We start from the raw sequence: 21,513 nt of genomic DNA, 5'->3' as shown, positions 1-21,513 counted from the left end.
TGGCCGGGTAACGTTTCGGCCGTGGCAAACACTCACGGATCGCGCGCGTCCCTCGACAAGGATCCGCGCGAGGTCGCGTCCATGTTCGACGGTGTGGCAGCGCGCTACGACCTCACCAACACCGTCCTGTCGTTCGGCCAGGACCGCGGATGGCGACGCGCCACGCGGGCCGCGCTCGACCTGAAGCCCGGTGAGCGGGTCCTCGATCTCGCGGCCGGCACCGGGGTGTCGACCGTCGAACTCGGCCGTTCCGGGGCGTGGGTCGTCGCCACCGACTTCTCCAAGGGCATGTTGGAGGCCGGAGCATTCCGGCAGGTTCCGATGGTCGCGGGCGACGCGATGCATCTGCCGTTCGGCGACGGCGTGTTCGACGCCGCGACCATCTCCTTCGGTCTGCGCAACGTCGGCGACCCCGATGCCGGTCTCCGGGAGATCGCCCGCGTGGTCAAGCCCGGCGGACGTCTGGTGGTGTGCGAGTTCTCCACTCCCGTACGGGAACCGCTCCGCACGGTGTACATGGAATACCTGATGCGCGCCCTGCCGCGTGTCGCGCGTGCCGTGAGCAGCAACCCCGACGCCTACGTCTATCTCGCCGAGTCGATCAGGGCGTGGCCGACGCAGGAAGAACTTGCGGTGCGTATCGGCGCGGCGGGCTGGCGCGATGTGAAGTGGCGGAATCTCACCGGAGGAATCGCGGCGCTGCACAGCGCGGTGCGCTGAAGCGGCTCGGCGCTGAAGGCTGCACAGCGCGTCAGGCGAACAGCGGCCGGCGGTCCCACCGCATGGACATGCGCCCGCTCGTCCGCCACGCCTTCGCCACGAGGTCGGTGTCCTCGTCGGTCACCAGGTTTCCCATCACACGCACGGCGACGTTCATCATCGCCCGCGACCGCATCGCGACCGGACCGGTCGTGGGCAGGAACCTCGGCACGGTGAGCAGGCCCGCCAACCGGCGCGCGGTCGAGAACGCGGCGCCGTAGTGCTCGCGGAGCAACGCTGGCCAGACGGTGGTCAGATCGTCGCTGTCGAGAACCTCTGCGAGCAGGCGACCGCCCTCGAGTCCGTAGTCGATGCCTTCGCCGTTGAGCGGATTGACGCACGCGGCGGCGTCACCGACGAGCGCCCAGTTCTCTCCCGCCACGCCCGACACCGCACCACCCATGGGCAGCAGTGCCGACGCGACGCGGGTCACCTCGCCGAGCCCCCACTCGGTGCGACGCTTACCGGCGTACAGCTCGATCAGCGGCCGCAACGATCCCTGTGCGGGACGTGCGGCGGTGGCGAGAGTGCCCACACCGATGTTGACCTCACCGGTCCCCAGCGGGAACACCCAGCCGTAGCCGGGTTGCATTGCTCCCGCATCGTCGCGTAGTTCGAGATGCGAAGTGATCCAGGGGTCGTCGCTGCGTGTCGACGTGGCATAGGCGCGAACCGCGACGCCGTAGGCGGTGTCGCGATGCCATTGGCGTCCGAGCACCTTGCCCAGCGGCGAACGCACCCCGTCGGCGACGACGAGCCGCCGGCACGACACCGCGCGCGGACCGTCTTCGGTGCGGAAGATCACGGAGGTCACCCGGCCACCGTCACGCTCGACGTCGACGGCCTTGGCGCCTTCGACCATGTGAGCGCCGGAATCCAGGGCGACCCGGCGGATCCGGTCGTCCAACTCCATGCGCGGCACGGCGCTGCCCATCGAAGGAAACGAGGACTCTGGCCACGGCAGTTCGAAGCGGCCGCCGAAGCCTTCGAGTCGCAGCCCGCGGTTGACGGTGTGGGTACGCAACCAGTCACCCAGGCCGAGCCGGTCCAGTTCCGCGACTGCGCGCGGGGTGAGCCCGTCGCCGCACGTCTTGTCGCGGGGGAAGGTCGCGGCGTCGACGAGCAGCACGTCGTGCCCGGCGCGGGCCGCCCATGCCGCAGCCGACGAACCGGCGGGACCGGCACCGACGACGAGAACATCGGTAGTGTCGGGAACGCAGGACCGGGATTGCCGCGGCTCTCTCGCGGAGTTTTCGCTAGCCACGTATCCATCCTCTCAGGCACGACTTTGCCGCCTCGACGAGGTGGTCTGGTGGTGTAGCGGCTAGGTTCACTACCGTGAGGCCGAGGCGACAGAAGAGGATGGGTACGTCATCGTGAGCACTGAGGGGGCGGCACGGACCGCCGGTCCGGCCGATGCGGTATCGAACACCGTCGTTGCCGGTGTGGAACTCGGCGACGCGGGTCTCGCGGCCGGCGTGCGCGACGGACTCGCGAACGTCGAGGCGCTGCTCGTCCAGGAGTTGTCGGACGGAGAGGACTTCCTGACGGAGGCGGCCCTGCACCTCGCGAAGGCGGGTGGCAAGCGGTTCCGGCCCCTGTTCACGATCCTGACCGCGCAACTCGGCCCCAACCCCACCGACCCGTCGGTCGTGACGGCGGCGACGGTGGTCGAACTCGTCCACCTCGCGACGCTCTACCACGACGACGTGATGGACGAGGCGACGATGCGTCGCGGCGCGCCGAGCGCGAACGTGCGCTGGAACAACAGCGTCGCGATTCTCGCCGGCGACTACCTGTTCGCTCATGCGTCCCGCCTGGTGTCCACCCTCGGCCCGTCGGCGGTGCAGATCATCGCCGAGACGTTCGCCGAACTCGTGACCGGCCAGATGCGCGAAACGATCGGTGCGCGGCAGGAGCAGGACCAGGTCGAGCACTACCTGCGGGTGGTGTGGGAGAAGACCGGGTCCCTGATCGCGGCGAGCGGCCGATTCGGCGGAACCTTCTCCGGCGGCGACGAGGAACACGTCGCGCGGCTCGAGCGACTCGGCGACGCGGTCGGCACCGCATTCCAGATCGTCGACGACATCATCGACATCTCCTCGGTCACGTCCGAGTCGGGCAAGACCCCCGGTACCGATCTCCGCGAGGGCGTACACACCCTGCCGGTGCTCTACGCGCTGCGCGAGAGCGGGCCCGACGCGGACCGCCTTCGTGAACTGCTCGTCGGGCCGATCGAAGACGAGGCAAAGGTCGCCGAGGCTCTCGACCTCCTCGTCCGGTCGCCCGGCATGGACGCCGCCAAGCGGACCCTCGACACCTACGCCCAGCGCGCGCACACCGAACTCGACGCGTTGCCCCAGGGGCCCGCCAACGAGGCGCTGCGGCAACTCGTCGACTTCACCATCGCCAGGGTGGGCTGACCTCTTCCGGCCCCGCTCCGGCCGCCCTCCGCGGTGGAACCGGTACGCCTCGCCGTTCGTTGACCTGACGAACAGTCCACCGCCGTGCGAACACGTCCGGCACGGGGTGGGGGAGGAGCGTCACGTGCACGGGTATGCGAACCGTCTGAAGACGGTGGGACTGCTGGTGGGAATGTCGGCGCTGATCGTCTTCATCGGCGCGTTGTTCCAGAATTCGACGATCCTGCTGATCTCGGTGCTGCTCGCGGTCGGTGTGAACGGGTACGCGTACTTCAACAGCGACAAGCTCGCGTTGCGTTCGATGCACGCGCAGCCGATCACCGAAGTGCAGGCACCGGTGATCTACCGGATCGTCCGTGAACTGGCGACGGCGGCACATCAGCCGATGCCGCGTCTGTACGTCAGCCCCACCAACGCGCCCAACGCGTTCGCCACCGGGCGGAATCCGCGCAACGCCGCTGTGTGCTGCACCAGCGGCATTCTCGAGATCCTCAACGAACGCGAATTACGCGCCGTCCTCGGACACGAACTGTCGCACGTCTACAACCGCGACATCCTGATCTCGTCCGTCGCCGGCGCCATGGCCGCGGTCATCTCCGGTCTCGCCAACTTCGCGTTCTTCGCAGGGGCATTCGGCGGCAACCGGGAAGGCGGCGCGAACCCGATCGCGCTGCTGCTGGTGTCGTTGCTCGGGCCGATTGCCGCGTCCGTGGTGAAGCTCGCGGTCTCCCGGTCGCGGGAGTACCAGGCGGACCAGTCCGGCGCCGAACTGACGGGGGATCCGCTGGCCCTGGCGTCCGCCCTGCGCAAGCTCGAGCGCGGCACGCAGGCCGCGCCGCTGCCACCCGAGCCGCAACTCGCCGCGCAGTCGCACCTGATGATCGCCAACCCCTTCCGGGCGGGCGACAAGATGAGCCGGCTGTTCTCCACCCATCCGCCGATGGAGGAGCGCATCGCCCGGCTCGAAAAGATGGCGGGACTGCGGTGAGGCCGCAGCACCGGTAACCACCCTCGAACAGGCACCGCCCGCGCGTACGACGCGCGGGCGGTGCCTGATGTCCGGTGGGGTGGTTTTCAGCGGTAGTTGACGAACTGGAGTGCGACGTCGAGATCGGCGTTCTTGAGCAGCGCGATGATCGCCTGCAGGTCGTCGCGCTTCTTGCTGCTCACTCGCAGTTCGTCGCCCTGGATCTGTGCCTTGACGCCCTTGGGGCCCTCGTCGCGGATCAGCTTGGTGATCTTCTTCGCATTCTCCTGGCTGATGCCCTGCACGAGGGTGCCGGTGAGCTTGTAGACCTTGCCCGACTGCATCGGATCGCCGGTCTCGAACGACTTGAGGGACAGATCCCGCCGGATCAGCTTCTCCTTGAACACGTCGAGCGCCGCCTTGACGCGGTCTTCGGTGTCGGCGGTGATCACGATGCTCTCGTCGCCGGACCACTCGATGCTCGCGCCGGTGTTGCGGAAGTCGAAGCGGTTCGCGATTTCCTTCGCCGCCTGGTTCAGGGCGTTGTCCACTTCCTGACGGTCGACCTTGCTCACCACATCGAACGACGAATCAGCCACGTCTATCTCCACTTCGGATCGGTCTGTACGGGGTTGTCATGCCGACGCTATCGGGTCGTTCGCGCCCGTAACCACCCGGTTTGCATTTCAGGGGGGTATGCGTTGTATTCTTCCAAGCGCATCAGGGACACGGTCCCGAGAGCACCCGGCAGGTTGCCCGAGCGGCCAATGGGAGCGGACTGTAAATCCGTCGGCTTACGCCTACGTAGGTTCGAATCCTACACCTGCCACCACACAGCCCCGGTTCTTCGGAACCGGGGCTGTCGTGCGTTCGGGGGTGGATTCCCGGGAGGGTCGCGGCCGGTGCGGTCGGTGGTGCGCGCCCGCCACACCGGTCGCCGAAGCGCCGGGCACCAGCCGGCGTGTGACCGTGGAGGCCCGCGCGGGAAGTGGCGTCCGATCGTTGCTTTTGGCGCCACTACCTGCTGATTTTGTGCTGACGGCGAGTGTGTGTAATCTTTTGGAGGCCGCAGCGAGCAGAGATGCTCAGGCGGCCGCGCCCCCTTAGCTCAGTCGGCAGAGCGTTTCCATGGTAAGGAAAAGGTCGACGGTTCGATTCCGTCAGGGGGCTCGCTGGATTGTGTGCCTTGATTCCGCGCGGCACATGACACCGAGGCGGTGTAGCTCAGTTGGTAGAGCAAACGACTCATAATCGTTGTGTCGCCGGTTCAAGTCCGGCCATCGCTACCAAAGTTGAAAGAACCACCTGATCGATCCTGGTCAGATTTAACCGAAAGAAGGCATCCCGTGGCCTCCTCTACAGACGTCCGGCCGAAGATCACCCTGGCCTGCGAGGTGTGCAAGCACCGCAACTACATCACCAAGAAGAACCGTCGCAACGACCCCGATCGGCTCGAACTGAAGAAGTTCTGCCCGAACTGCGGTACGCATCAGTCGCACCGCGAGTCGAAGTAGCCTGATTCGATAGACGTCGACGCGTAAGGTCTCCGCAATACCGACCGCGCCTGTTGGCGTCCTGGGCGGAATTGCGGAGGTTTTTTGCGTATGACGGACGCACTCGTATCCGAAGACTCTGTGGACGTGACGGAACAGGCCGGGATCCAGTTCGACGTCGCCGCGCATGCGAAGTCCATGGTCGGACACCACTACCGTGTCGACGATTTCTACGAGGTCGGTCGCGAGAAGATTCGCGAGTACGCCCGCGCTGTACTCGACGGACATCCTGCGCACCACGACGAGCAAGCAGCCAAGGGCCTCGGCTACGACGGCCTGATCGCACCGCTCACGTTCATCTCGATCGTCGGCATGATCGCGCAGCGCAAGCTGTTCGAGGAAGTCGTCACGGGTTACGACCTCAGCCAGATCATGCAGACCGATCAGCGGCTCGTGTTCCACCGGCCGATCCAGGCGGGCGACCGCCTGTTCTGTGACGTGTACCTGGAGGAGTTCCGCCAGGCGGCCGGCAGCGACATCATCACCACGAAGAACATCATCACCGATCAGTTCGACAATCTGGTGCTGACGTCGTGGACCACCCTGGTGGGTCGTACCGGTGGCGAGGTGGACGCCAATATCGCGCATGCGGTCAAGGATGTGATGATGCATGACCCTTCGTAGCTTCGAAGACGTCCTGGTCGGGGAAGAACTTCCCACCAAGGTCGTGACGCTCACGCGCGGTAATCTCGTCAACTATGCCGGTGTTTCGGGTGATCCCAATCCGATCCACTGGAGCGACAACGTCGCCGAACTTGCCGGCTTGCGCGGCGTCGTCGGTCACGGCATGCTCTCCATGGGCATCGGGGCCGGCTTCGTCACGGAGTGGCTGGGAGACCCCGGTGCGGTGAAGGAATACAACGTTCGCTTCACCAGTCCGGTATTCGTGGAGGCCGACGCGGCCGCCGCGATCGAGTTCAACGGCAAGATCAAGGCGTTGGACCCGGAAAGCAAGACAGCAGTGGTCGCGATCGTGGCGAAGTCGGAAGGTCGTAAGATCTTCGGGCGGGCTACGGCAACGGTTCGCCTGGCCTGACGGCCGGGCGGATTGGGTTTGTTCCGGGGCAATGCAGTACACTAAAGCTTCTGGGATCGTATAGCGCAGCGCGCTGCTCTTCGGTGCTCGTACAAGCCGATGGGGTAGCGCGCGTGTCATGTGATCGCAGATGGGTCGATCGACAAGGTGCTCGCACGAGACACTGCGGATCGACCAAAGGGGCGTAGCTCAATTGGCAGAGCAGCGGTCTCCAAAACCGCAGGTTGCAGGTTCAAGTCCTGTCGCCCCTGCCCCCGGACTGCCAGCGACCGAGAGGAACGATGTGAGCGAGGAGCGCGGTAAGCGCCTCAGCGACACCGGAGGGTTCACCCCCCGCGACGCTGGACCGGCAACCGGCGCAACCCCCGACGATTCCTCTGCGGTTGCGAGGCCGAGCGGCAAGCGTGTCGCTCGCGGTTCGTCCGATGGTGGACGGGTTTCCGTCGTCAAGGATTCCGATCGGGCGGGTTCGCGCCCTACCAGGTCCGCCACCGCGACCGGTGAACGCTCCGGGGACAAGAAGCCCGAAAACATCTTCAAGCGCCTGCGCCGCTACTTCCGTGAGGTCATCGCCGAGCTCCGCAAGGTGATCTGGCCGAATCGCAAGCAGCTGACCACCTACACGATCGTCGTGGTGGTGTTCGTGGCTGTGATGACGGCGTTCATCTTCGGGTTGGACCTGGCGTTCGTGCAGGGCGTCAGCTGGTTGTTCGGCTAGCGCACGCGCGCCTGCAAATTTGATCGACGAGAGGAAAAGTGCCGGTGAGCACCCCCGAGAACGACTCCTACGAGGCTTCGGCCGAAGAGCACGTTTCGGACGAGGTTTTCGTTGACGACGCGGCATCCGCCGAGTCCGTCGATGCCGACGCAGCGCCCGAGAACGTCGACGATCCCGCCGCTGCGGCCGAGGATGCCGACGCACCCGCCGAAGGCAGCGAGCCCGAGGCCGAGGTCGATCCGGCCGTGGCTCTCGAGAAGCAGCTCCGCCTCGAGCCCGGCGACTGGTACGTGATCCACTCCTACGCCGGCTACGAGAACAAGGTGAAGGCCAACCTCGAGACCCGCGTGCAGAACCTGGACCTGAGTGAGTACATCTTCCAGGTCGAGGTGCCCACCGAAGAGGTCACCGAGATCAAGAACGGGCAGCGCAAGCTGGTCAACCGCAAGGTTCTGCCCGGTTACATCCTGGTTCGCATGGAACTCAACGACGAGTCGTGGGGCGCCGTGCGCAACACGCCCGGCGTCACGGGTTTCGTCGGTGCGACCTCCCGTCCGTCGCCGCTGACGATCAAGGAGGTTGTGAAGTTCCTCCTCCCGCAGCAGGCGAAGAAGAAGCCGGCGTCCGGAACCTCGCCCGCCGGCGACCAGTCGACCGCCGCGTCGTCGAAGCCCACCATCGAGGTGGACTTCGAGGTCGGGGAGTCGGTGACCGTCATGGACGGTCCGTTCGCTACGCTGCCCGCGTCGATCAGCGAAGTGAATGCCGAGCAGCAGAAGCTCAAGGTCCTGGTGTCGATCTTCGGTCGCGAGACGCCCGTGGAGTTGTCCTTCACGCAGGTTTCGAAGATCTGACGCACGAAAGCTTGCAGTAGCAATACGCAAGAACCACACCGAGCAAGAAACTAGGAACAGAGATGCCCCCCAAGAAGAAGAAGATCGCCGGGCTCATCAAGCTCCAGATCCAGGCCGGCGCGGCCAACCCGGCTCCGCCGGTCGGCCCCGCACTGGGTCAGCACGGCGTCAACATCATGGAGTTCTGCAAGGCGTACAACGCCGCGACCGAGTCGCAGCGCGGAAACGTCGTGCCGGTCGAGATCACGGTCTACGAAGACCGCTCGTTCGACTTCAAGCTGAAGACGCCTCCGGCTGCCAAGCTGCTGCTCAAGGCTGCAGGCGTGCAGAAGGGCTCCGGCGAGCCGCACAAGACCAAGGTCGCCACGGTGACCATGGATCAGGTGCGCGAGATCGCCAAGACCAAGCAGGAAGACCTGAACGCCAACGACGTCGAGGCCGCCGCGAAGATCATCGCCGGCACCGCGCGTTCGATGGGCATCACGGTCGAGGGCTGAGAATCCCTCACCGGTCGGAAGGGACAAGTTCCCGTCCGGCTGCAGCACCACCCCGTGGGAGGGCCGGCCAGGTCCGCAACCACTCCCGAACCATTCACCGCAGGGTGAGAAGTTAGGAAAGAACATGGCAAAGCGCAGCAAGGCATACCTCGCCGCCGCCGAGAAGATCGACGCGAACACCCTCTACAGCCCCCTCGCAGCTGCGAAGCTCGCGCAGGAGACGGCCTCGAAGAACAGCGACAGCACGGTCGAGGTCGCGATGCGTCTCGGCGTCGACCCCCGTAAGGCCGATCAGATGGTCCGCGGCACGGTCAACCTGCCGCACGGCACGGGTAAGACCGCTCGCGTCATCGTCTTCGCCGTCGGCGAGAAGGCTGCCGAGGCAGAGGCCGCAGGCGCCGACGTCGTCGGTGCAGAGGATCTGATCGAGCGGATCCAGGGCGGCTGGCTGGATTTCGACGCCGCGATCGCGACGCCGGACCAGATGGCCAAGGTCGGACGTATCGCGCGTGTCCTCGGCCCGCGCGGTCTCATGCCGAACCCGAAGACCGGCACGGTCACTCCCGATGTCGCGAAGGCTGTCACCGACATCAAGGGCGGCAAGATCAACTTCCGCGTCGACAAGAACTCCAACCTTCACTTCGTGATCGGCAAGGCGTCCTTCGGCGACACGAAGCTGGTCGAGAACTACGCGGCTGCCCTCGACGAGGTGCTCCGTGCGAAGCCCTCCAGCGCAAAGGGCCGCTACATCAAGAAGATCACGGTCGCTACGACCACCGGACCGGGCATCCCGGTGGACCCGTCGCGCACCCGCAACCTTCTCGAGACCGCCGAGTAGTCACTCGGTTCGCGGAAGAATCAGTACCCGAAACGGCCGGCACAGGATCCTGTGCCGGCCGTTTTGCATTCGGCCCGTGCGGTCGGCTACAGTAATCGGGTAGTTCGGCATTGTGCCGATCTCCACCCCGATCATGTTCTACCGAAGACCGTTGGTCACCGAAGTTGTTCGCAGCATCGGTTGAAGGTCCGGATTCATCCGGCGGCCCACGCAGGAGGACGAGGTTAGGGGAGATGCGAAACATGATCGCCTTCGCGTGATCCTGATCCTTCTCTCAACGCCCCGTGTGCCCTGCGCCGGGGCGTTTGTCGTTCCCGGCCCGACGGTTCCCAGTGGGACGTCCCAATCGGGACACCGGGAAAACGACTGTTACTGAGAGGAGGCGAAGTATGGCAAAGCCCGAGAAGGTTTCCGCGGTTGCGGAGATCACCGAGCAGTTCAAGAGCTCGACGGCCGCCGTGATCACGGAATACCGTGGTCTGTCGGTGGGAAGTCTGACTGAGCTGCGTCGCGCTCTCGGAGAGGGTGCTACCTACTCCGTCGCCAAGAACACCCTGGTCAAGCGCGCCGCCGCAGAGGCGGGCGTCGAGGGTCTCGACGATCTGTTCGTCGGTCCGACCGCCATCGCGTTCGTCAAGGGCGAGCCGGTGGACGCAGCGAAGGCCATCAAGGCTTTCGCGAAGGACAACAAGGCACTCGTCATCAAGGGCGGGTACATGGACGGCAATCTGCTGTCCGTGGATCAGGTCAACCAGATCGCGGACCTCGAGTCCCGCGAGGTGCTGTTGGCCAAGCTCGCCGGCGCGATGAAGGGCAACTTGGCTAAGGCCGCAAGCCTGTTCAACGCTCCCGCTTCGCAGGTGGCTCGCCTTGCTGCCGCCCTGCAGGAGAAGAAGGAAGCCGAACAGGCCGCCTGACGCTGATCCGCATAACCGCGTATCGCTGAACAAATCCACGCACGCTCCGGCGTGCACCATCCCATCCGGTCGCGGATCAGCGACATGGGACTTACAGGAAGGACCGCCATCATGGCGAAGCTCACCACCGAAGAGCTGCTCGACGCGTTCAAGGAACTGACCCTGCTCGAGCTCTCGGAGTTCGTGAAGGCATTCGAGGAGACCTTCGAGGTCACCGCTGCTGCTCCGGTCGCCGTTGCTGCTGCCGGCGCTCCGGCCGCCGCTGCCGACGCTGCTGAAGAGCAGGACGAGTTCGACGTCATCCTCGAAGGTGCCGGCGAGAAGAAGATCCAGGTCATCAAGGTCGTTCGCGAGATCGTCTCCGGCCTGGGCCTGAAGGAAGCCAAGGACCTCGTCGAGGGTGCTCCGAAGCCGATCCTCGAGAAGGTTGCCAAGGACGCTGCCGAGGCTGCCAAGGCCAAGCTCGAAGAGGCCGGCGCCAAGGTTTCCGTCAAGTAAGACGGTTTCTTCGCACGGGCGGGACGACTTCGTCTCTCCCACGCGGCGTTGCTCCGAAGACCGCCCCCACGGAATTGCTTCCGTGGGGGCGGTCTTTTCTCGTTTTCGGGGCGCCGCGGCCGTAATCGGCTCGCGGACCGGAGAAACGTCGTGGACAGGTCCTCGTTCCCGCAGGTCAGGGCATAAGTCAGCCTATGTGGTTCTTGGTAAACCCTTTACTTACTTTGGAGTAGGGTCAATTGTCACAGGTGACACGTCGATGCGATAGAGTGGCGCAACCCACATGGGGAACGGGATCGAACAGCGCGGAGGTAATCGTGGGCGTCGAGGTTTCCGTCGAGGGGCTTACCAAGTCCTTCGGCTCGCAGCGCATCTGGCAAGACGTGACGTTGACCCTGCCGCCCGGCGAGGTGAGTGTGCTGCTCGGGCCCTCCGGTACGGGTAAATCCGTCTTCCTGAAGTCGCTGATCGGCCTGCTCCGACCGGAACAGGGATCGATCATCATCGACGGCACCGACATCCTGCAGTGCTCGAGCCGGGAACTCTACGAGATCCGCAAGCTGTTCGGCGTGCTGTTCCAGGACGGCGCACTGTTCGGGTCGATGAACCTCTACGACAACGTCGCCTTCCCGTTGCGCGAGCACACCAAGAAGTCCGAGTCCGAAGTCCGGCAGATCGTGATGAGCAAGCTGGAACTGGTCGGTCTGCTCGGCGCCGAGGACAAACTGCCCGGCGAGATCTCCGGCGGTATGCGCAAGCGCGCCGGCCTGGCCCGCGCGCTGGTGCTCGATCCCGAGATCATCCTGGTCGACGAGCCGGACTCCGGCCTGGACCCGGTGCGCACCACCTATATTTCCCAGACGCTGATCGACATCAACGCCGAGATCGATGCGACTATCCTCATCGTGTCGCACAACATCAATCTCGCGCGCACGGTGCCCGACAACATCGGCATGCTCTTCCGCCGTCAGCTGGTGATGTTCGGTCCACGCGAGGTGCTGCTGACGTCGGACGAGCCGGTCGTCAAGCAGTTCCTCAACGGCACCATGATCGGTCCGATCGGCATGTCGGAGGAGAAGGACGAAGCGCAGATGGCTCACGAGCAGGCACTCGTCGACGCCGGCCACCACGCCGGCGGCGTCGAGGATGTCGAGGGCATCGTGCCGCAGATGAAGGCCACGCCCGGCATGCCCTTCCGTCAGGCCGTCGCACGCCGCAAGGACCGTGTGCGGCAGATCCTGCACACGCTTCCGTCCGCCGCCCAGAGCGCAATCATCGAATCGCTCGACGAAGACGACACACCCACGCCCGCACCGGGACAGCAGCAACACACGTCCGACTACCACGACCACGACGCAGTTACACAGGTGATTCCCGTGTACTCCCCTGAGCAGCACGGTCAGCCGCAGGGCCAGAAGTAGGAGATTAGATGGGGGCTGGTAGTTCGCTGTTGCGTCCCGCGCACGGCGCACTCACCCAAGCCGGGAATATCGTCGAGCTTTTCGTCGACGTCGTGAAGAACACTTTCCGCCGACCGTTCCAGTTCCGCGAGTTCGTCGAGCAGGCGTGGTTCATCGCCAGCGTGACGATCCTGCCGACGGCGCTCGTCGCGATCCCGTTCGGCGCCGTCGTTTCGCTCCAGACCGGTTCGTTGATCAAGCAGCTCGGCGCCGAATCGTTCACCGGCGCCGCCAGCGTGCTGGCAGTGATCCAGCAGGGCAGTCCGATCGTGACGGCGCTGCTGATCGCGGGAGCGGCGGGCTCTGCCGTCACCGCCGACCTGGGGTCACGGACGATCCGTGAGGAAATCGATGCGATGGAGGTGCTGGGTATCAACCCGGTGCAGCGTCTCGTCGTGCCCCGGGTCCTGGCCATGGTGCTCGTGGCGTTGCTGCTCAACGGGCTCGTGTCCGTCGTGGGTATCGCCGGCGGGTACTTCTTCAACGTCGTTCTGCAGGGTGGTACGCCGGGCGCCTATCTGGCCTCCTTCTCCGCGCTGGCGCAGCTACCGGATCTGTACGTTGCCGAGCTCAAGGCCGCGGTCTTCGGTCTCATCGCCGGGGTGGTCGCGTGCTACAAGGGGCTGCACCCCGGGGCAGGGCCGAAGGGTGTGGGGGATGCCGTGAACCAGACGGTCGTCATCACGTTCCTGTTGCTCTTCTTCGCGAATCTGATCTTGACGATGGTGTATCTGCAGGTCGTGCCTGCGAAGGGATCTTGACGCCATGACAATCTCCAAAGGCCGCGGAGATCTCGTCCTTCTCCGGGGTCGTAAAGTGCTGCGCGCTCCTCTGAATATGCTCGATCGCGCCGGTGAGCAGATGTCGTTCTACGCGCGCGCCGTCGCGTGGACTCCGCGCACCCTCACCCACTACCGCAAGGAAGTGCTCCGGCTGCTCGCCGAGGTCACCTTCGGTAGCGGGGCGCTCGCGGTCATCGGAGGCACCATCGGCGTGATCGCGATGATGTCGGGCTTCACCGGCGTCGTGGTGGGTCTCCAGGGTTTCGCGGCGCTCGAGCAACTCGGGTCCTCCGTGCTGACCGGCTTCCTGTCCGCGTACGTCAACACACGCGAACTCGCCCCCGTGGTCGCGGCGCTCGCCCTGTCTGCCACCGTCGGGTGTGGGTTCACCGCTCAGCTCGGCGCGATGCGCATCAGCGAAGAGATCGACGCGCTCGAAGTGATGGCTGTGCCGTCGGTGCCGTTTCTGGTGACCACGCGCATGATCGCCGGCTTCGTCGCGGTCATCCCGCTCTACATCATCGGGCTACTCGCGGCGTATCTCGCGACGCGCGTGATCAGCACCCTGTTCAACGGGCAGTCCAGCGGTTCGTACGACCACTACTTCTATCTCTTCCTCCCACCCGAGGACGTTCTCTACTCGTTTGCGAAAGTGCTGATCTTCGCCTTCGTGTTGATCTTGATCCACTGCTACTACGGTTTCCACGCGAGCGGCGGCCCGGCCGGCGTCGGCGTGGCGGTGGGCCGCGCGGTCCGCACCGCGATCGTCACCATCGCGGTGCTCGACTTCTTCCTCAGCCTCGCCATCTGGGGCACCACGACGACGGTGAGGATTGCCGGATGAGCGAGCCGACTTCGGTGCTGCGCCGACGCGTCCTCGGCCTGGTGTTCTTCCTCGTCGTAGGACTGTTCCTGTATTTCACGGTCGCCGTCTACAACAAGACGTTCACCAAGATCGTCGAAGTGGACGTCCTCACCGACAGCATCGGTAACGCCCTTCCGCAGAACGCCGACGTCAAGGTTCGCGGCGTGAACGTGGGGGAGGTGCGTGGGACGAGCGCGAAGGACGGCACGGTGACCGCGCACCTCGCACTCGACCCCGCCATGGTCGACAAGATCCCGTCCAACGCGACCGCCCAACTGCTCCCCAAGACACTGTTCGGTGAGCGGTACATCTCGCTGCTCATCCCGGACGACCCGGCCGATCCCGTGCAGCCCGGCGACGTGCTGAGGCAGGACACCAGCGCCCGCACCGCGGAACTGAGCGACGTGCTCGACGGACTGCTGCCGCTGCTCCAGGCCATCCCGCCGCAGGATCTCGCGAACACCCTCGGCGCCCTCGCCCAGGGCTTGAGCGGACGCGGCGAAACACTCGGCCGCACCGTCGAACAGCTCGAGCAGGTGTTCCGTGAAGTCAACGTCGAACTGCCCACTCTGCAGGAAGATCTGCGGGGGCTCGCCGACTTCTCCCAGACCTACGCGGACGCGGCGCCCGATCTCGTCGACGCGCTGGACAACTTCCGCACCACGGGCGGAACCGTTGTCGAGCAGCAGAACCAGATCCGGACGCTGCTCGCCAGCGCCACGGGATCGTCGTCGGTGACTGCAGATTTCATCGACACGAACGCGAACTCGATCATCAGCCTGTCGGCCGACTCGAAGGAGGCGCTGCAACTGCTCGCCCGATACTCCCCGGCGTTCCCGTGCACGTTCAAGGGCTTCGCCGACGCGTTGCCCGCGGCGGCCGGAGTGCTCGCGGTGGACGACCCGTTCCCCGGTGTGCGCGCCAACATCCAGTTCACCAACCCCAAGGGCCGCTACCTGCCGAACCAGGACGAGCCGCGACTGCTCGACGACCGCGGACCGGCCTGCTACCTCGACGTCGCCGAGCCCGGCCGCAAGTTCCCGCAGTACCCGGGCGGCTCGGTCAACGACGGGTCCTACCAGGTCCCCTCCCGTAACCCCGGGCCGGCGAACCTCCCGATCTTCCCGGCGCCCGAGGGTTCCGGAGTGCCGGATGCGGTGAGCGAGATCATCGGCACCTCGCCCGACACGGCGTCGACGGTCTCCTACGCGGGTTCGGCCGCCGAACAGGACACACTCGATGTCATCTACGGCCAGGCCACCGGTATGGAGCCAGAAGACGTGCCCGCCTGGACCACGCGACTGGGCGCGCCTGCGATGCGCGGAACGGAGGTGAGTATCGAATGAGAGGTCTCGTCGCTCCTTTGGTCAAACTCATCGCCTTCGCCCTCGTGACGATCGTCGCGACCGGCATCCTGGCAGCCACGATCGCCAGTGTCGGCGGCGGTGGCGGTACCAAATTCCACGCGGTCTTCTCGGACGTGACCTCGCTCAACGAAGGTGACGACGTCCGGATCGCAGGTGTGCGGGTCGGGCAGGTCGACAAGATCGCGGTCGTCAACGACCGCGAAGCCCGTGTCACCTTCTCGCTCGAGCAACGCGACTGGCTCCCCGCCGGCGCCACCGCGACGATCAGATTCCGGAACCTGGTCGGCCAGCGCTACATCGCGCTCGCCGAGGGCGAGAGCCGGCAGGGACTGAAGATGAATGCGGGCGAGACCATCCCGATCGAGCGGACCCGGCCCGCCGTCAACCTCACCACGCTCTTCGACGGATTCCGGCCGCTTTTCCAGACGCTCAGTGCCGACGACGTGAACAAGCTGTCGTACCAGATCATCCAGGTGTTCCAGGGTGAAGCCGGTACCGTCAGCGACCTCGTGCGCAGCACGGCGAGTCTGACGAACACCATCGCAGACAAGGACCGGGTGATCGGCGCGGTGATCGACAACCTCAACACCGTTCTCGCGACGGTCGACGAGCGCGATCGGCAACTCGACTCGCTGCTGGTCAACACGCAGGCACTGGTCAGCGGCCTCGCCGAGGACCGGGAGACGGTGGGGTCGGCGGTGCAGTCGCTCGCCGGACTGACCGACGCCGTCTCGGACGTCCTCGAGCCGACGAGGCCTTCGATCTCGCAGTCCATCACCGCGCTCGAGCAGCTCTCTTCGACGCTCAACTCGAACCGGGACGACCTCGACAAGGTGCTCGAAACGCTTCCTGTGAAGCTGGACAGACTGGCCAGGGTCGCAAGCTACGGTTCGTGGTTCCAGTTCTACCTGTGCGGCATCGACGTCGTGGCCGGCCCCGGATCGGTTCCGTACCTGAACCTGCCGACGGGTCTGCCCACCGTGAACCAGCCCATCTACACGAATGCTGCGCAGCGATGCACGCAGGACGGGATGCAGGAGTTGCAGGGACGATGAGCAAACGCCGCAGTCCGGCCGCAGCCGGTGCCCTGGGCATCGTCATAGTTCTGCTGGCCACAGTGTCCGCCTTCTTCCTCGGTTCGCTGCCGATCCTCGGCGCAGGAGTCACCTACGAGGCCGAATTCAGTGAAGCCGCGGGGCTTCGGCCCAGCAACGAAGTACGCATCGCCGGGGTCAAGGTCGGTCAGGTCACCGGCGTCGACCTCGAGGGTGATCGCGTCGTCGTCTCGTTCAAGGTCCAGGACGCCTGGGTCGGAAACGACACCTCCGCCTCGATCCAGATCAAGACGATCCTGGGGCAGAAGTACCTCGCCCTCGACCCGCGTGGTACCGAGGTGTTGCGCGCCGACACCAGGGTTCCGCTGGAACGCACGGTCGCACCGTACGACGTGATCGAGGCGTTCTCCTCCGCCGCCACGACGCTGGGCGAGATCGATTCCGACCAGCTCGCGACGAGCTTCTCGGCGCTGTCCGAGGCGTTCTCGGAGACCCCGGACGACTTCCGGGCGTCGCTCGACGGCGTGAGCCGGCTGTCGGAGACGGTTGCCAGCCGCGACCAGGAGCTGAAGAAGTTGCTCGGTGCGACGAGCAACGTCTCGAAGGTTCTCGCCGACCGCAACGTCGAGTTCAACCGTTTGCTGAGCGACGGCGCGTTGCTCGTCGCCGAGCTGAACAATCGGCAGCAGGCGATCTCTCAGCTGCTCGACGGCACCAAACGGCTCTCCACCGAGCTGTCGGGTCTGGTGCAGGAGAACGAGGAATCCATCGGTCCGGCGTTGCAGCAGCTTCGCGGAGTCGTCCAGATCCTCCAGGACAACAACGACAATCTCGCCCGTGCGATCGAGCTGTACGAGCCGTTCGTGCGCGTGTACACCAATGTCGTCGGTAACGGCCGCTGGTTCGATCAGGTCATCGTCAACCTGACCCCGCCGGGGCTGCCCGACATTCCGGGCTATCGCGAGCCCGTTCGCCAGATGGAAGGGGTGAACTGATGGCGCACTCCGAAGACGGCGGCACCCGGTCCGGTCGCGGCCGCATCGCGATCATCGCCCTCGTCGTGGCAGTGGTGGTCGCGGCCGGTGCCGGCGGATGGTGGTTGTGGACTCGTGCCGGTACGACGAACATCACCGCGTATTTCGACAACAGTGTCGGTATCTACCAGGGGTCCGGCGTGCGCGTGCTGGGCGTGGAGGTCGGGTCGGTGACCTCCGTCGAACCGCAGGGCGACGTCGTGAAGGTCGGTATCCGTGTGGACCGCGGTATCGACATCCCCGCCGACGCGCGTGCCGTGCAGATCAGTCCCTCCGTGGTGGCCGATCGCTACGTCCAGCTCACCCCTGCCTACTCCGGGGGCGAGAAGCTGGAGAACGGTGCGGTGATCGAACGTGACCGCACCGCCACCCCCGTCGAGGTCGATCAGCTCTATGCGAGCATCGACGAACTGTCGCGTGCGCTCGGACCCGAGGGTGCCAACCGCGACGGTGCCCTGACCGAGTTCGTCGAGGTGGGTGCCGACAATCTCGCCGGCAACGGCGCTGCGCTGGGACAGAGCATCGATCAACTCTCCTCGGCCGCACGGACTCTCAACGAGTCCCGCGGCGACCTGTTCGGCACGATCGAAAACCTCCAGATCTTCGTGAGCGCACTGGCTGCGAACGATCAGCAGGTTCGCGAGTTCAACACTCAGCTCGCGGACCTGTCCGGGTTCCTGGCAGGCGAACGCGAGGATCTCGGCCAGGCGGTGAACCAGCTGTCGATAACGCTCGGGGAGGTCGCGACATTCGTGCGCGACAACCAGACTGCGCTGAAGGACAACGTCGATGCACTCGTTCCGGTCACCACGACGCTGGCGGAGCGCCGGGAAGCACTGCTGGACTCTCTCACCCTGCTGCCGCTCGCGGTGAGCAACCTCGTCAATTCGTACGACGCGGAAGCCGGTGTCCTGGCGTCGCGTTTGGTCCTCACCGATCTGCAGGATCCTGCGGGTGCGGTGTGTGGCCTCATCGACCTGGGCCGGCTGGTTCCCGGTGATCCGCGTTTCGAGCAACTCGGCAGGCAGATGCAGCCGCTCATCGATCGGTGCGACATGATCGCGGGACAGGTGACGGCGGCTCAGAAGACGCCGGATCTGATCCTCCCGTTCGGGATTCTCAGCGGTGAAAACATTCAGCGTCAGGTGGTTCCCGGCACGGTGCCGGGTGTCGAATCACCCCGGCTCGATCTCAACGATCAAGGGGGCGGCCGATGAGCGGCACGGTGCGGACGGCTCGAATCACCGTTCTCGGTGCGAGTGCGTGCGTGGTGGCTCTCGCCGTGTCGGGCTGTGGCGGGCTCTCCGGTGTTCCGCTGCCCGGCGGAACGGATATCGGTAGTTCGCCGATCCGCGTCGGTATCCAGTTCGAGGACGTCCTCGACCTGGTTCCGCAGTCGACGGTGAAGGTCGACGGCGTCCCTGTGGGTCGCGTGGAGTCGATCGGTGTGGCTCCGAACGACGGCTGGACCGCAAAGGTCGAGATCGTGCTCGACTCGGCGGTCGACCTGCCTGCCAATTCGATCGCCTCGGTCGAGCAGTCCAGTCTGCTCGGCGAAAAGTTCGTCGAGCTCACTCCGCCCGAGGGTGAACCGCCGGCGGGCAGGCTTTCGGACGGCGACGTCATTCCGCTCGATCGAACCCAGCAGGCCACCGAGATCGAACCCGTACTCGGTGCGCTGTCGCTGCTGCTCAACGGTGGTGGCGTCGGGCAGATCGCGCCGGTGGTCAAAGAACTGTCCAGTGCGTTCGACGGCAGGGAAGGCACGACACGCAGTCTGCTCGAACAGGCCGAGACCCTGATCACCGGTCTCGACGAGCAGCGCAACGACATCACCCGGGCGCTCGACGGGCTCGACGCGCTCACCGTGCGTGTCGTCGAACAGAACGACAAGATCGCCGCGGTCCTCGACGAGTTGCCCGTGGCCACGGAAGTGCTCGAACAACAGCGCCCCCAGCTGACCGAACTGCTCGCCCAGCTCGACAGACTCGGTGTCGCCGGTGTCGATGTCCTCGAACAGTCGAAGGAAGACCTCATCGCGGATCTGCTCGCACTGCGCCCCACCCTGCAGCAACTCGCGGCGTCGGGAGACGACCTCGTCGAGGCGCTGCCGTTCATTCCGACCGTGCCGTTCCCGGACGGCGTGGAGAAGGTCGCGCTCGGTAGTTCGGTCAACCTGTTCCTCGCCGTCGACCTTCAGATCGGCGACGCGCTGGCCGCGCTCGGTGTGGGGCAGGGTGAGCCGGTGTACCGGCAGCCCCAGTTCGGCAATCCGAAGCCCGTGGTGGATCCGTCGAATCCGTACTACAACGGCAACGGCCCCGCGGTGGGCTGGCCCACGGTGTCGCTGGTTCCGCCGCTGCCTCTGCCGACGCTGCCCGGACTCCCGTTGCCGGAGGGGGTGGCGCTGCCGGACGGCATCGAAATCCCGGGCCTCGGTGAGGCCGGAGCGGGCGCCGGCGACGGTCCCGGCACCGACGGGGCAGCACCTGCGCCCTCGAACCCCCTGGAGGGATTGTTGAACGGCCTCGGATTCGGGGGTGGACAGTGAGATCACGTCTCGTGCGGTTCCAGTTGGTCGCCTTCGTGGTGATCGCCGTCCTCGGCGTTCTGTACGTGGGCGCTCGTTACGTGCGGCTCGACAACCTGATGGGCTTCGGGCAGTACACGGTCAACGCCCGGTTCCCGGACTCGGGCGGCGTTTTCGAGAACGCCGAGGTGACCTACCTCGGTGTCCCGGTCGGCCGGGTCGGCCCGCTGACCCTCACCGAGGACGGCATCGACGTCGAACTTCGGCTCGACAACGGTGGACCGTCCATCCCGGCGGCGACCCGCGCTGTTGTGGCCAACCGGTCGGCGATCGGTGAGCAGTACGTCGATCTCCGGCCCACGAGCGACGAGGGTCCGTATCTCGTCGAAGGCTCGGTCGTGGAGTCCACCGCCGAGGATCTGCCGACCCCGGTCGAGGAACTGCTCGTGAGCACGAACGGACTCGTGAATTCGGTTCCGCTCGAGCCGCTGCGCACCGTGGTCACCGAACTCGGGGCCGCGCTCGACGGACGAGGAGGCGATCTCCAACTGCTCGTCGACTCGCTCGACGGACTCAGCGAGTCGGGCGTACAGTACCTGCCGCAGACCCTCGCGTTGATCCGTGACAGCCAGACGGTGCTCGACACCCAGTCCGAGCAGTCGTCGTCGATCCGGCAGTTCAGTTCCGACCTCGAACTCGTCACGGCACAGTTGCGTGACAGCGATCCGGACATCCGCCGGTTGATCGAGACCGGAACGGATGCGAGCGACCAACTGTCCCAGCTCATTTCCGGTTCGGGGCCCGGCCTCACCGCGAATCTCACCAATCTCGCAGCGCTCGGGGAAACACTTGCCCCGCAAGCGATCGCGCTGCAACCGATCCTCGCCTTCCTGCCTGCGATCGCCGGCAGTTCGAGTACGGTCGCGCCCGGCGACGGCACGGTGAAGCAGGGCATCATCCTCGAGACGAACAACCCGCCGTCGTGCACCATCGGGTACGAGGGAACACACGAGATCCTGGCGCAGATGCGCGCGGAGAACCCGAACTTCGACGACACCCAGCAGGACTTCCCGCTCAACACGAACGCGTCGTGCGAGGTGCCGCAGGGCAGCGTCACCGGTGTGCGCAGCGCCAACCGGATCATCTTTGCCGATCCGGCGACCATTCAGCCCTGGGACTTCACACCGAAGAAGGACCCCGACCGTCTGAACCTGAACCCGGTGGCGACGCAACTGGCGCCGCTGCTCGGAGTTACCCCCAAGTGAGCAGTGAGTAGGTTGTTGGAGTGAGTGCATCAGGATCCTCCGTCGTCGCGCCCGACGAGCCCACGACGTCCCCGGAGACGCAGTCGCGCCGAGAG

General features: G+C 65.5%; 23 protein-coding genes and 4 tRNA genes. 25 read left to right on the top strand and 2 right to left on the bottom strand.

Annotated features, from left to right (window positions below; all coding sequences use genetic code 11):
• Nucleotides 1–21 precede the first annotated feature (21 nt).
• Nucleotides 22–720 carry a demethylmenaquinone methyltransferase gene (locus AC0B44_RS08185; RefSeq protein WP_471902400.1) on the top strand — a complete coding sequence of 233 codons (699 nt, stop codon included), beginning with the start codon at nucleotides 22–24 and terminating at the stop codon, nucleotides 718–720.
• A gap of 31 nt (nucleotides 721–751) precedes the next feature.
• Here the strand turns inward: AC0B44_RS08185 and AC0B44_RS08180 are convergent, their stop codons facing one another.
• Entirely contained in the window at nucleotides 752–2,023 is a 1,272-nt protein-coding gene (locus AC0B44_RS08180; protein WP_471902399.1) for a geranylgeranyl reductase family protein, read from the bottom strand.
• A gap of 112 nt (nucleotides 2,024–2,135) precedes the next feature.
• On the opposite strand from AC0B44_RS08180, the gene AC0B44_RS08175 reads away from it, so the two are divergent.
• Together AC0B44_RS08175 and htpX are read left to right on the top strand one after the other, a co-directional pair.
• A complete protein-coding gene (locus AC0B44_RS08175; protein ID WP_471902398.1) occupies nucleotides 2,136–3,182 on the top strand; it encodes a polyprenyl synthetase family protein in 1,047 nt (348 codons plus the stop codon).
• 124 nt (nucleotides 3,183–3,306) lie between these two features.
• Nucleotides 3,307–4,170 carry a zinc metalloprotease HtpX gene (gene htpX / locus AC0B44_RS08170; protein WP_471902397.1) on the top strand — a complete coding sequence of 288 codons (864 nt, stop codon included), beginning with the start codon at nucleotides 3,307–3,309 and terminating at the stop codon, nucleotides 4,168–4,170.
• Nucleotides 4,171–4,256: 86 nt separating this feature from the next.
• Here the strand turns inward: htpX and AC0B44_RS08165 are convergent, their stop codons facing one another.
• The gene (locus AC0B44_RS08165; RefSeq protein ID WP_471902396.1) at nucleotides 4,257–4,748 is read right to left on the bottom strand and encodes a YajQ family cyclic di-GMP-binding protein; all 492 of its coding nucleotides are present in this window, start codon (nucleotides 4,746–4,748) and stop codon (nucleotides 4,257–4,259) included.
• A 147-nt stretch (nucleotides 4,749–4,895) separates the two neighbouring features.
• On the opposite strand from AC0B44_RS08165, the gene AC0B44_RS08160 reads away from it, so the two are divergent.
• The 22 genes from AC0B44_RS08160 (at nucleotide 4,896) to AC0B44_RS08055 (ending at nucleotide 21,418) form a co-directional block, all read left to right on the top strand.
• Nucleotides 4,896–4,981, top strand: a tRNA-Tyr gene (locus tag AC0B44_RS08160).
• Between the two features lie 265 nt (nucleotides 4,982–5,246).
• Nucleotides 5,247–5,319: transfer RNA gene (locus tag AC0B44_RS08155), tRNA-Thr, on the top strand.
• 43 nt (nucleotides 5,320–5,362) lie between these two features.
• A tRNA-Met gene (locus tag AC0B44_RS08150) sits at nucleotides 5,363–5,438 on the top strand.
• 57 nt (nucleotides 5,439–5,495) lie between these two features.
• A complete protein-coding gene (gene rpmG, locus AC0B44_RS08145) occupies nucleotides 5,496–5,663 on the top strand; it encodes a 50S ribosomal protein L33 (protein ID WP_003941903.1) in 168 nt (55 codons plus the stop codon).
• Nucleotides 5,664–5,753: 90 nt separating this feature from the next.
• A complete protein-coding gene (gene hadA, locus AC0B44_RS08140) occupies nucleotides 5,754–6,326 on the top strand; it encodes a (3R)-hydroxyacyl-ACP dehydratase subunit HadA (RefSeq protein WP_471902395.1) in 573 nt (190 codons plus the stop codon).
• Nucleotides 6,313–6,738: a (3R)-hydroxyacyl-ACP dehydratase subunit HadB gene (hadB, locus tag AC0B44_RS08135; protein WP_471902394.1), complete on the top strand. Its 426-nt coding sequence runs from the start codon at nucleotides 6,313–6,315 to the stop codon at nucleotides 6,736–6,738. The genes hadA and hadB overlap by 14 nt, the downstream gene beginning before the upstream one ends.
• A gap of 178 nt (nucleotides 6,739–6,916) precedes the next feature.
• A tRNA-Trp gene (locus AC0B44_RS08130) sits at nucleotides 6,917–6,989 on the top strand.
• 32 nt (nucleotides 6,990–7,021) lie between these two features.
• Nucleotides 7,022–7,456 (top strand): preprotein translocase subunit SecE, encoded by a 435-nt coding sequence (gene secE / locus AC0B44_RS08125; RefSeq protein ID WP_471902393.1) that lies wholly within the window; start codon nucleotides 7,022–7,024, stop codon nucleotides 7,454–7,456.
• A 44-nt stretch (nucleotides 7,457–7,500) separates the two neighbouring features.
• The gene (nusG, locus tag AC0B44_RS08120; protein WP_471902392.1) at nucleotides 7,501–8,310 is read left to right on the top strand and encodes a transcription termination/antitermination protein NusG; all 810 of its coding nucleotides are present in this window, start codon (nucleotides 7,501–7,503) and stop codon (nucleotides 8,308–8,310) included.
• Nucleotides 8,311–8,372: 62 nt separating this feature from the next.
• The gene (gene rplK, locus AC0B44_RS08115) at nucleotides 8,373–8,807 is read left to right on the top strand and encodes a 50S ribosomal protein L11 (protein ID WP_169619492.1); all 435 of its coding nucleotides are present in this window, start codon (nucleotides 8,373–8,375) and stop codon (nucleotides 8,805–8,807) included.
• 124 nt (nucleotides 8,808–8,931) lie between these two features.
• The gene (gene rplA, locus AC0B44_RS08110) at nucleotides 8,932–9,645 is read left to right on the top strand and encodes a 50S ribosomal protein L1 (RefSeq protein WP_471902391.1); all 714 of its coding nucleotides are present in this window, start codon (nucleotides 8,932–8,934) and stop codon (nucleotides 9,643–9,645) included.
• Nucleotides 9,646–10,034: 389 nt separating this feature from the next.
• A complete protein-coding gene (gene rplJ / locus AC0B44_RS08105; protein WP_471902390.1) occupies nucleotides 10,035–10,562 on the top strand; it encodes a 50S ribosomal protein L10 in 528 nt (175 codons plus the stop codon).
• 111 nt (nucleotides 10,563–10,673) lie between these two features.
• Nucleotides 10,674–11,060, top strand: coding sequence for a 50S ribosomal protein L7/L12 (gene rplL / locus AC0B44_RS08100; protein WP_072704422.1), 387 nt, complete (start codon nucleotides 10,674–10,676; stop codon nucleotides 11,058–11,060).
• A 314-nt stretch (nucleotides 11,061–11,374) separates the two neighbouring features.
• Nucleotides 11,375–12,481 carry an ABC transporter ATP-binding protein gene (locus AC0B44_RS08095; protein ID WP_471902526.1) on the top strand — a complete coding sequence of 369 codons (1,107 nt, stop codon included), beginning with the start codon at nucleotides 11,375–11,377 and terminating at the stop codon, nucleotides 12,479–12,481.
• An 8-nt stretch (nucleotides 12,482–12,489) separates the two neighbouring features.
• Entirely contained in the window at nucleotides 12,490–13,281 is a 792-nt protein-coding gene (locus tag AC0B44_RS08090; protein WP_471902389.1) for an MlaE family ABC transporter permease, read from the top strand.
• Nucleotides 13,282–13,285: 4 nt separating this feature from the next.
• Nucleotides 13,286–14,146 carry an MlaE family ABC transporter permease gene (locus AC0B44_RS08085; protein WP_471902388.1) on the top strand — a complete coding sequence of 287 codons (861 nt, stop codon included), beginning with the start codon at nucleotides 13,286–13,288 and terminating at the stop codon, nucleotides 14,144–14,146.
• The gene (locus tag AC0B44_RS08080; RefSeq protein ID WP_471902387.1) at nucleotides 14,143–15,513 is read left to right on the top strand and encodes an MCE family protein; all 1,371 of its coding nucleotides are present in this window, start codon (nucleotides 14,143–14,145) and stop codon (nucleotides 15,511–15,513) included. Before AC0B44_RS08085 ends, AC0B44_RS08080 begins: the two co-directional genes overlap by 4 nt.
• On the top strand, nucleotides 15,510–16,589 hold the full coding sequence (locus AC0B44_RS08075; RefSeq protein ID WP_471902386.1) for an MCE family protein: 1,080 nt from the start codon (nucleotides 15,510–15,512) through the stop codon (nucleotides 16,587–16,589). The genes AC0B44_RS08080 and AC0B44_RS08075 overlap by 4 nt, the downstream gene beginning before the upstream one ends.
• Complete coding sequence (locus AC0B44_RS08070; RefSeq protein WP_471902385.1) at nucleotides 16,586–17,584, top strand: MCE family protein; 999 nt, start codon at nucleotides 16,586–16,588, stop codon at nucleotides 17,582–17,584. Before AC0B44_RS08075 ends, AC0B44_RS08070 begins: the two co-directional genes overlap by 4 nt.
• Nucleotides 17,584–18,840, top strand: coding sequence for an MCE family protein (locus AC0B44_RS08065; RefSeq protein WP_471902384.1), 1,257 nt, complete (start codon nucleotides 17,584–17,586; stop codon nucleotides 18,838–18,840). The genes AC0B44_RS08070 and AC0B44_RS08065 overlap by 1 nt, the downstream gene beginning before the upstream one ends.
• Nucleotides 18,837–20,174 (top strand): MCE family protein, encoded by a 1,338-nt coding sequence (locus AC0B44_RS08060; protein ID WP_471902383.1) that lies wholly within the window; start codon nucleotides 18,837–18,839, stop codon nucleotides 20,172–20,174. Before AC0B44_RS08065 ends, AC0B44_RS08060 begins: the two co-directional genes overlap by 4 nt.
• A complete protein-coding gene (locus AC0B44_RS08055) occupies nucleotides 20,171–21,418 on the top strand; it encodes an MCE family protein (protein WP_471902382.1) in 1,248 nt (415 codons plus the stop codon). Before AC0B44_RS08060 ends, AC0B44_RS08055 begins: the two co-directional genes overlap by 4 nt.
• Nucleotides 21,419–21,513: the final 95 nt, after the last annotated feature.

The organism is Rhodococcus sp. NPDC019050 (assembly GCF_055664235.1).
The sequence above is the reverse complement of the archived record's forward strand: the minus strand, read 5'-3'. Positions and strand labels throughout refer to the sequence as shown.

Excerpts from the sequence above, each read along its gene's own strand:
- hadA (WP_471902395.1), top strand. The coding sequence starts at position 5,754 with ATGACGGACGCACTCGTATCCGAAGACTCTGTGGACGTGACGGAACAG.
- hadB (WP_471902394.1), top strand. The coding sequence starts at position 6,313 with ATGACCCTTCGTAGCTTCGAAGACGTCCTGGTCGGGGAAGAACTTCCC.
- rplK (WP_169619492.1), top strand. The coding sequence starts at position 8,373 with ATGCCCCCCAAGAAGAAGAAGATCGCCGGGCTCATCAAGCTCCAGATC.
- rplA (WP_471902391.1), top strand. The coding sequence starts at position 8,932 with ATGGCAAAGCGCAGCAAGGCATACCTCGCCGCCGCCGAGAAGATCGAC.
- rplJ (WP_471902390.1), top strand. The coding sequence starts at position 10,035 with ATGGCAAAGCCCGAGAAGGTTTCCGCGGTTGCGGAGATCACCGAGCAG.
- rplL (WP_072704422.1), top strand. The coding sequence starts at position 10,674 with ATGGCGAAGCTCACCACCGAAGAGCTGCTCGACGCGTTCAAGGAACTG.
- AC0B44_RS08090 (WP_471902389.1), top strand. The coding sequence starts at position 12,490 with ATGGGGGCTGGTAGTTCGCTGTTGCGTCCCGCGCACGGCGCACTCACC.
- AC0B44_RS08085 (WP_471902388.1), top strand. The coding sequence starts at position 13,286 with ATGACAATCTCCAAAGGCCGCGGAGATCTCGTCCTTCTCCGGGGTCGT.
- AC0B44_RS08080 (WP_471902387.1), top strand. The coding sequence starts at position 14,143 with ATGAGCGAGCCGACTTCGGTGCTGCGCCGACGCGTCCTCGGCCTGGTG.
- AC0B44_RS08075 (WP_471902386.1), top strand. The coding sequence starts at position 15,510 with ATGAGAGGTCTCGTCGCTCCTTTGGTCAAACTCATCGCCTTCGCCCTC.
- AC0B44_RS08070 (WP_471902385.1), top strand. The coding sequence starts at position 16,586 with ATGAGCAAACGCCGCAGTCCGGCCGCAGCCGGTGCCCTGGGCATCGTC.
- AC0B44_RS08065 (WP_471902384.1), top strand. The coding sequence starts at position 17,584 with ATGGCGCACTCCGAAGACGGCGGCACCCGGTCCGGTCGCGGCCGCATC.
- AC0B44_RS08060 (WP_471902383.1), top strand. The coding sequence starts at position 18,837 with ATGAGCGGCACGGTGCGGACGGCTCGAATCACCGTTCTCGGTGCGAGT.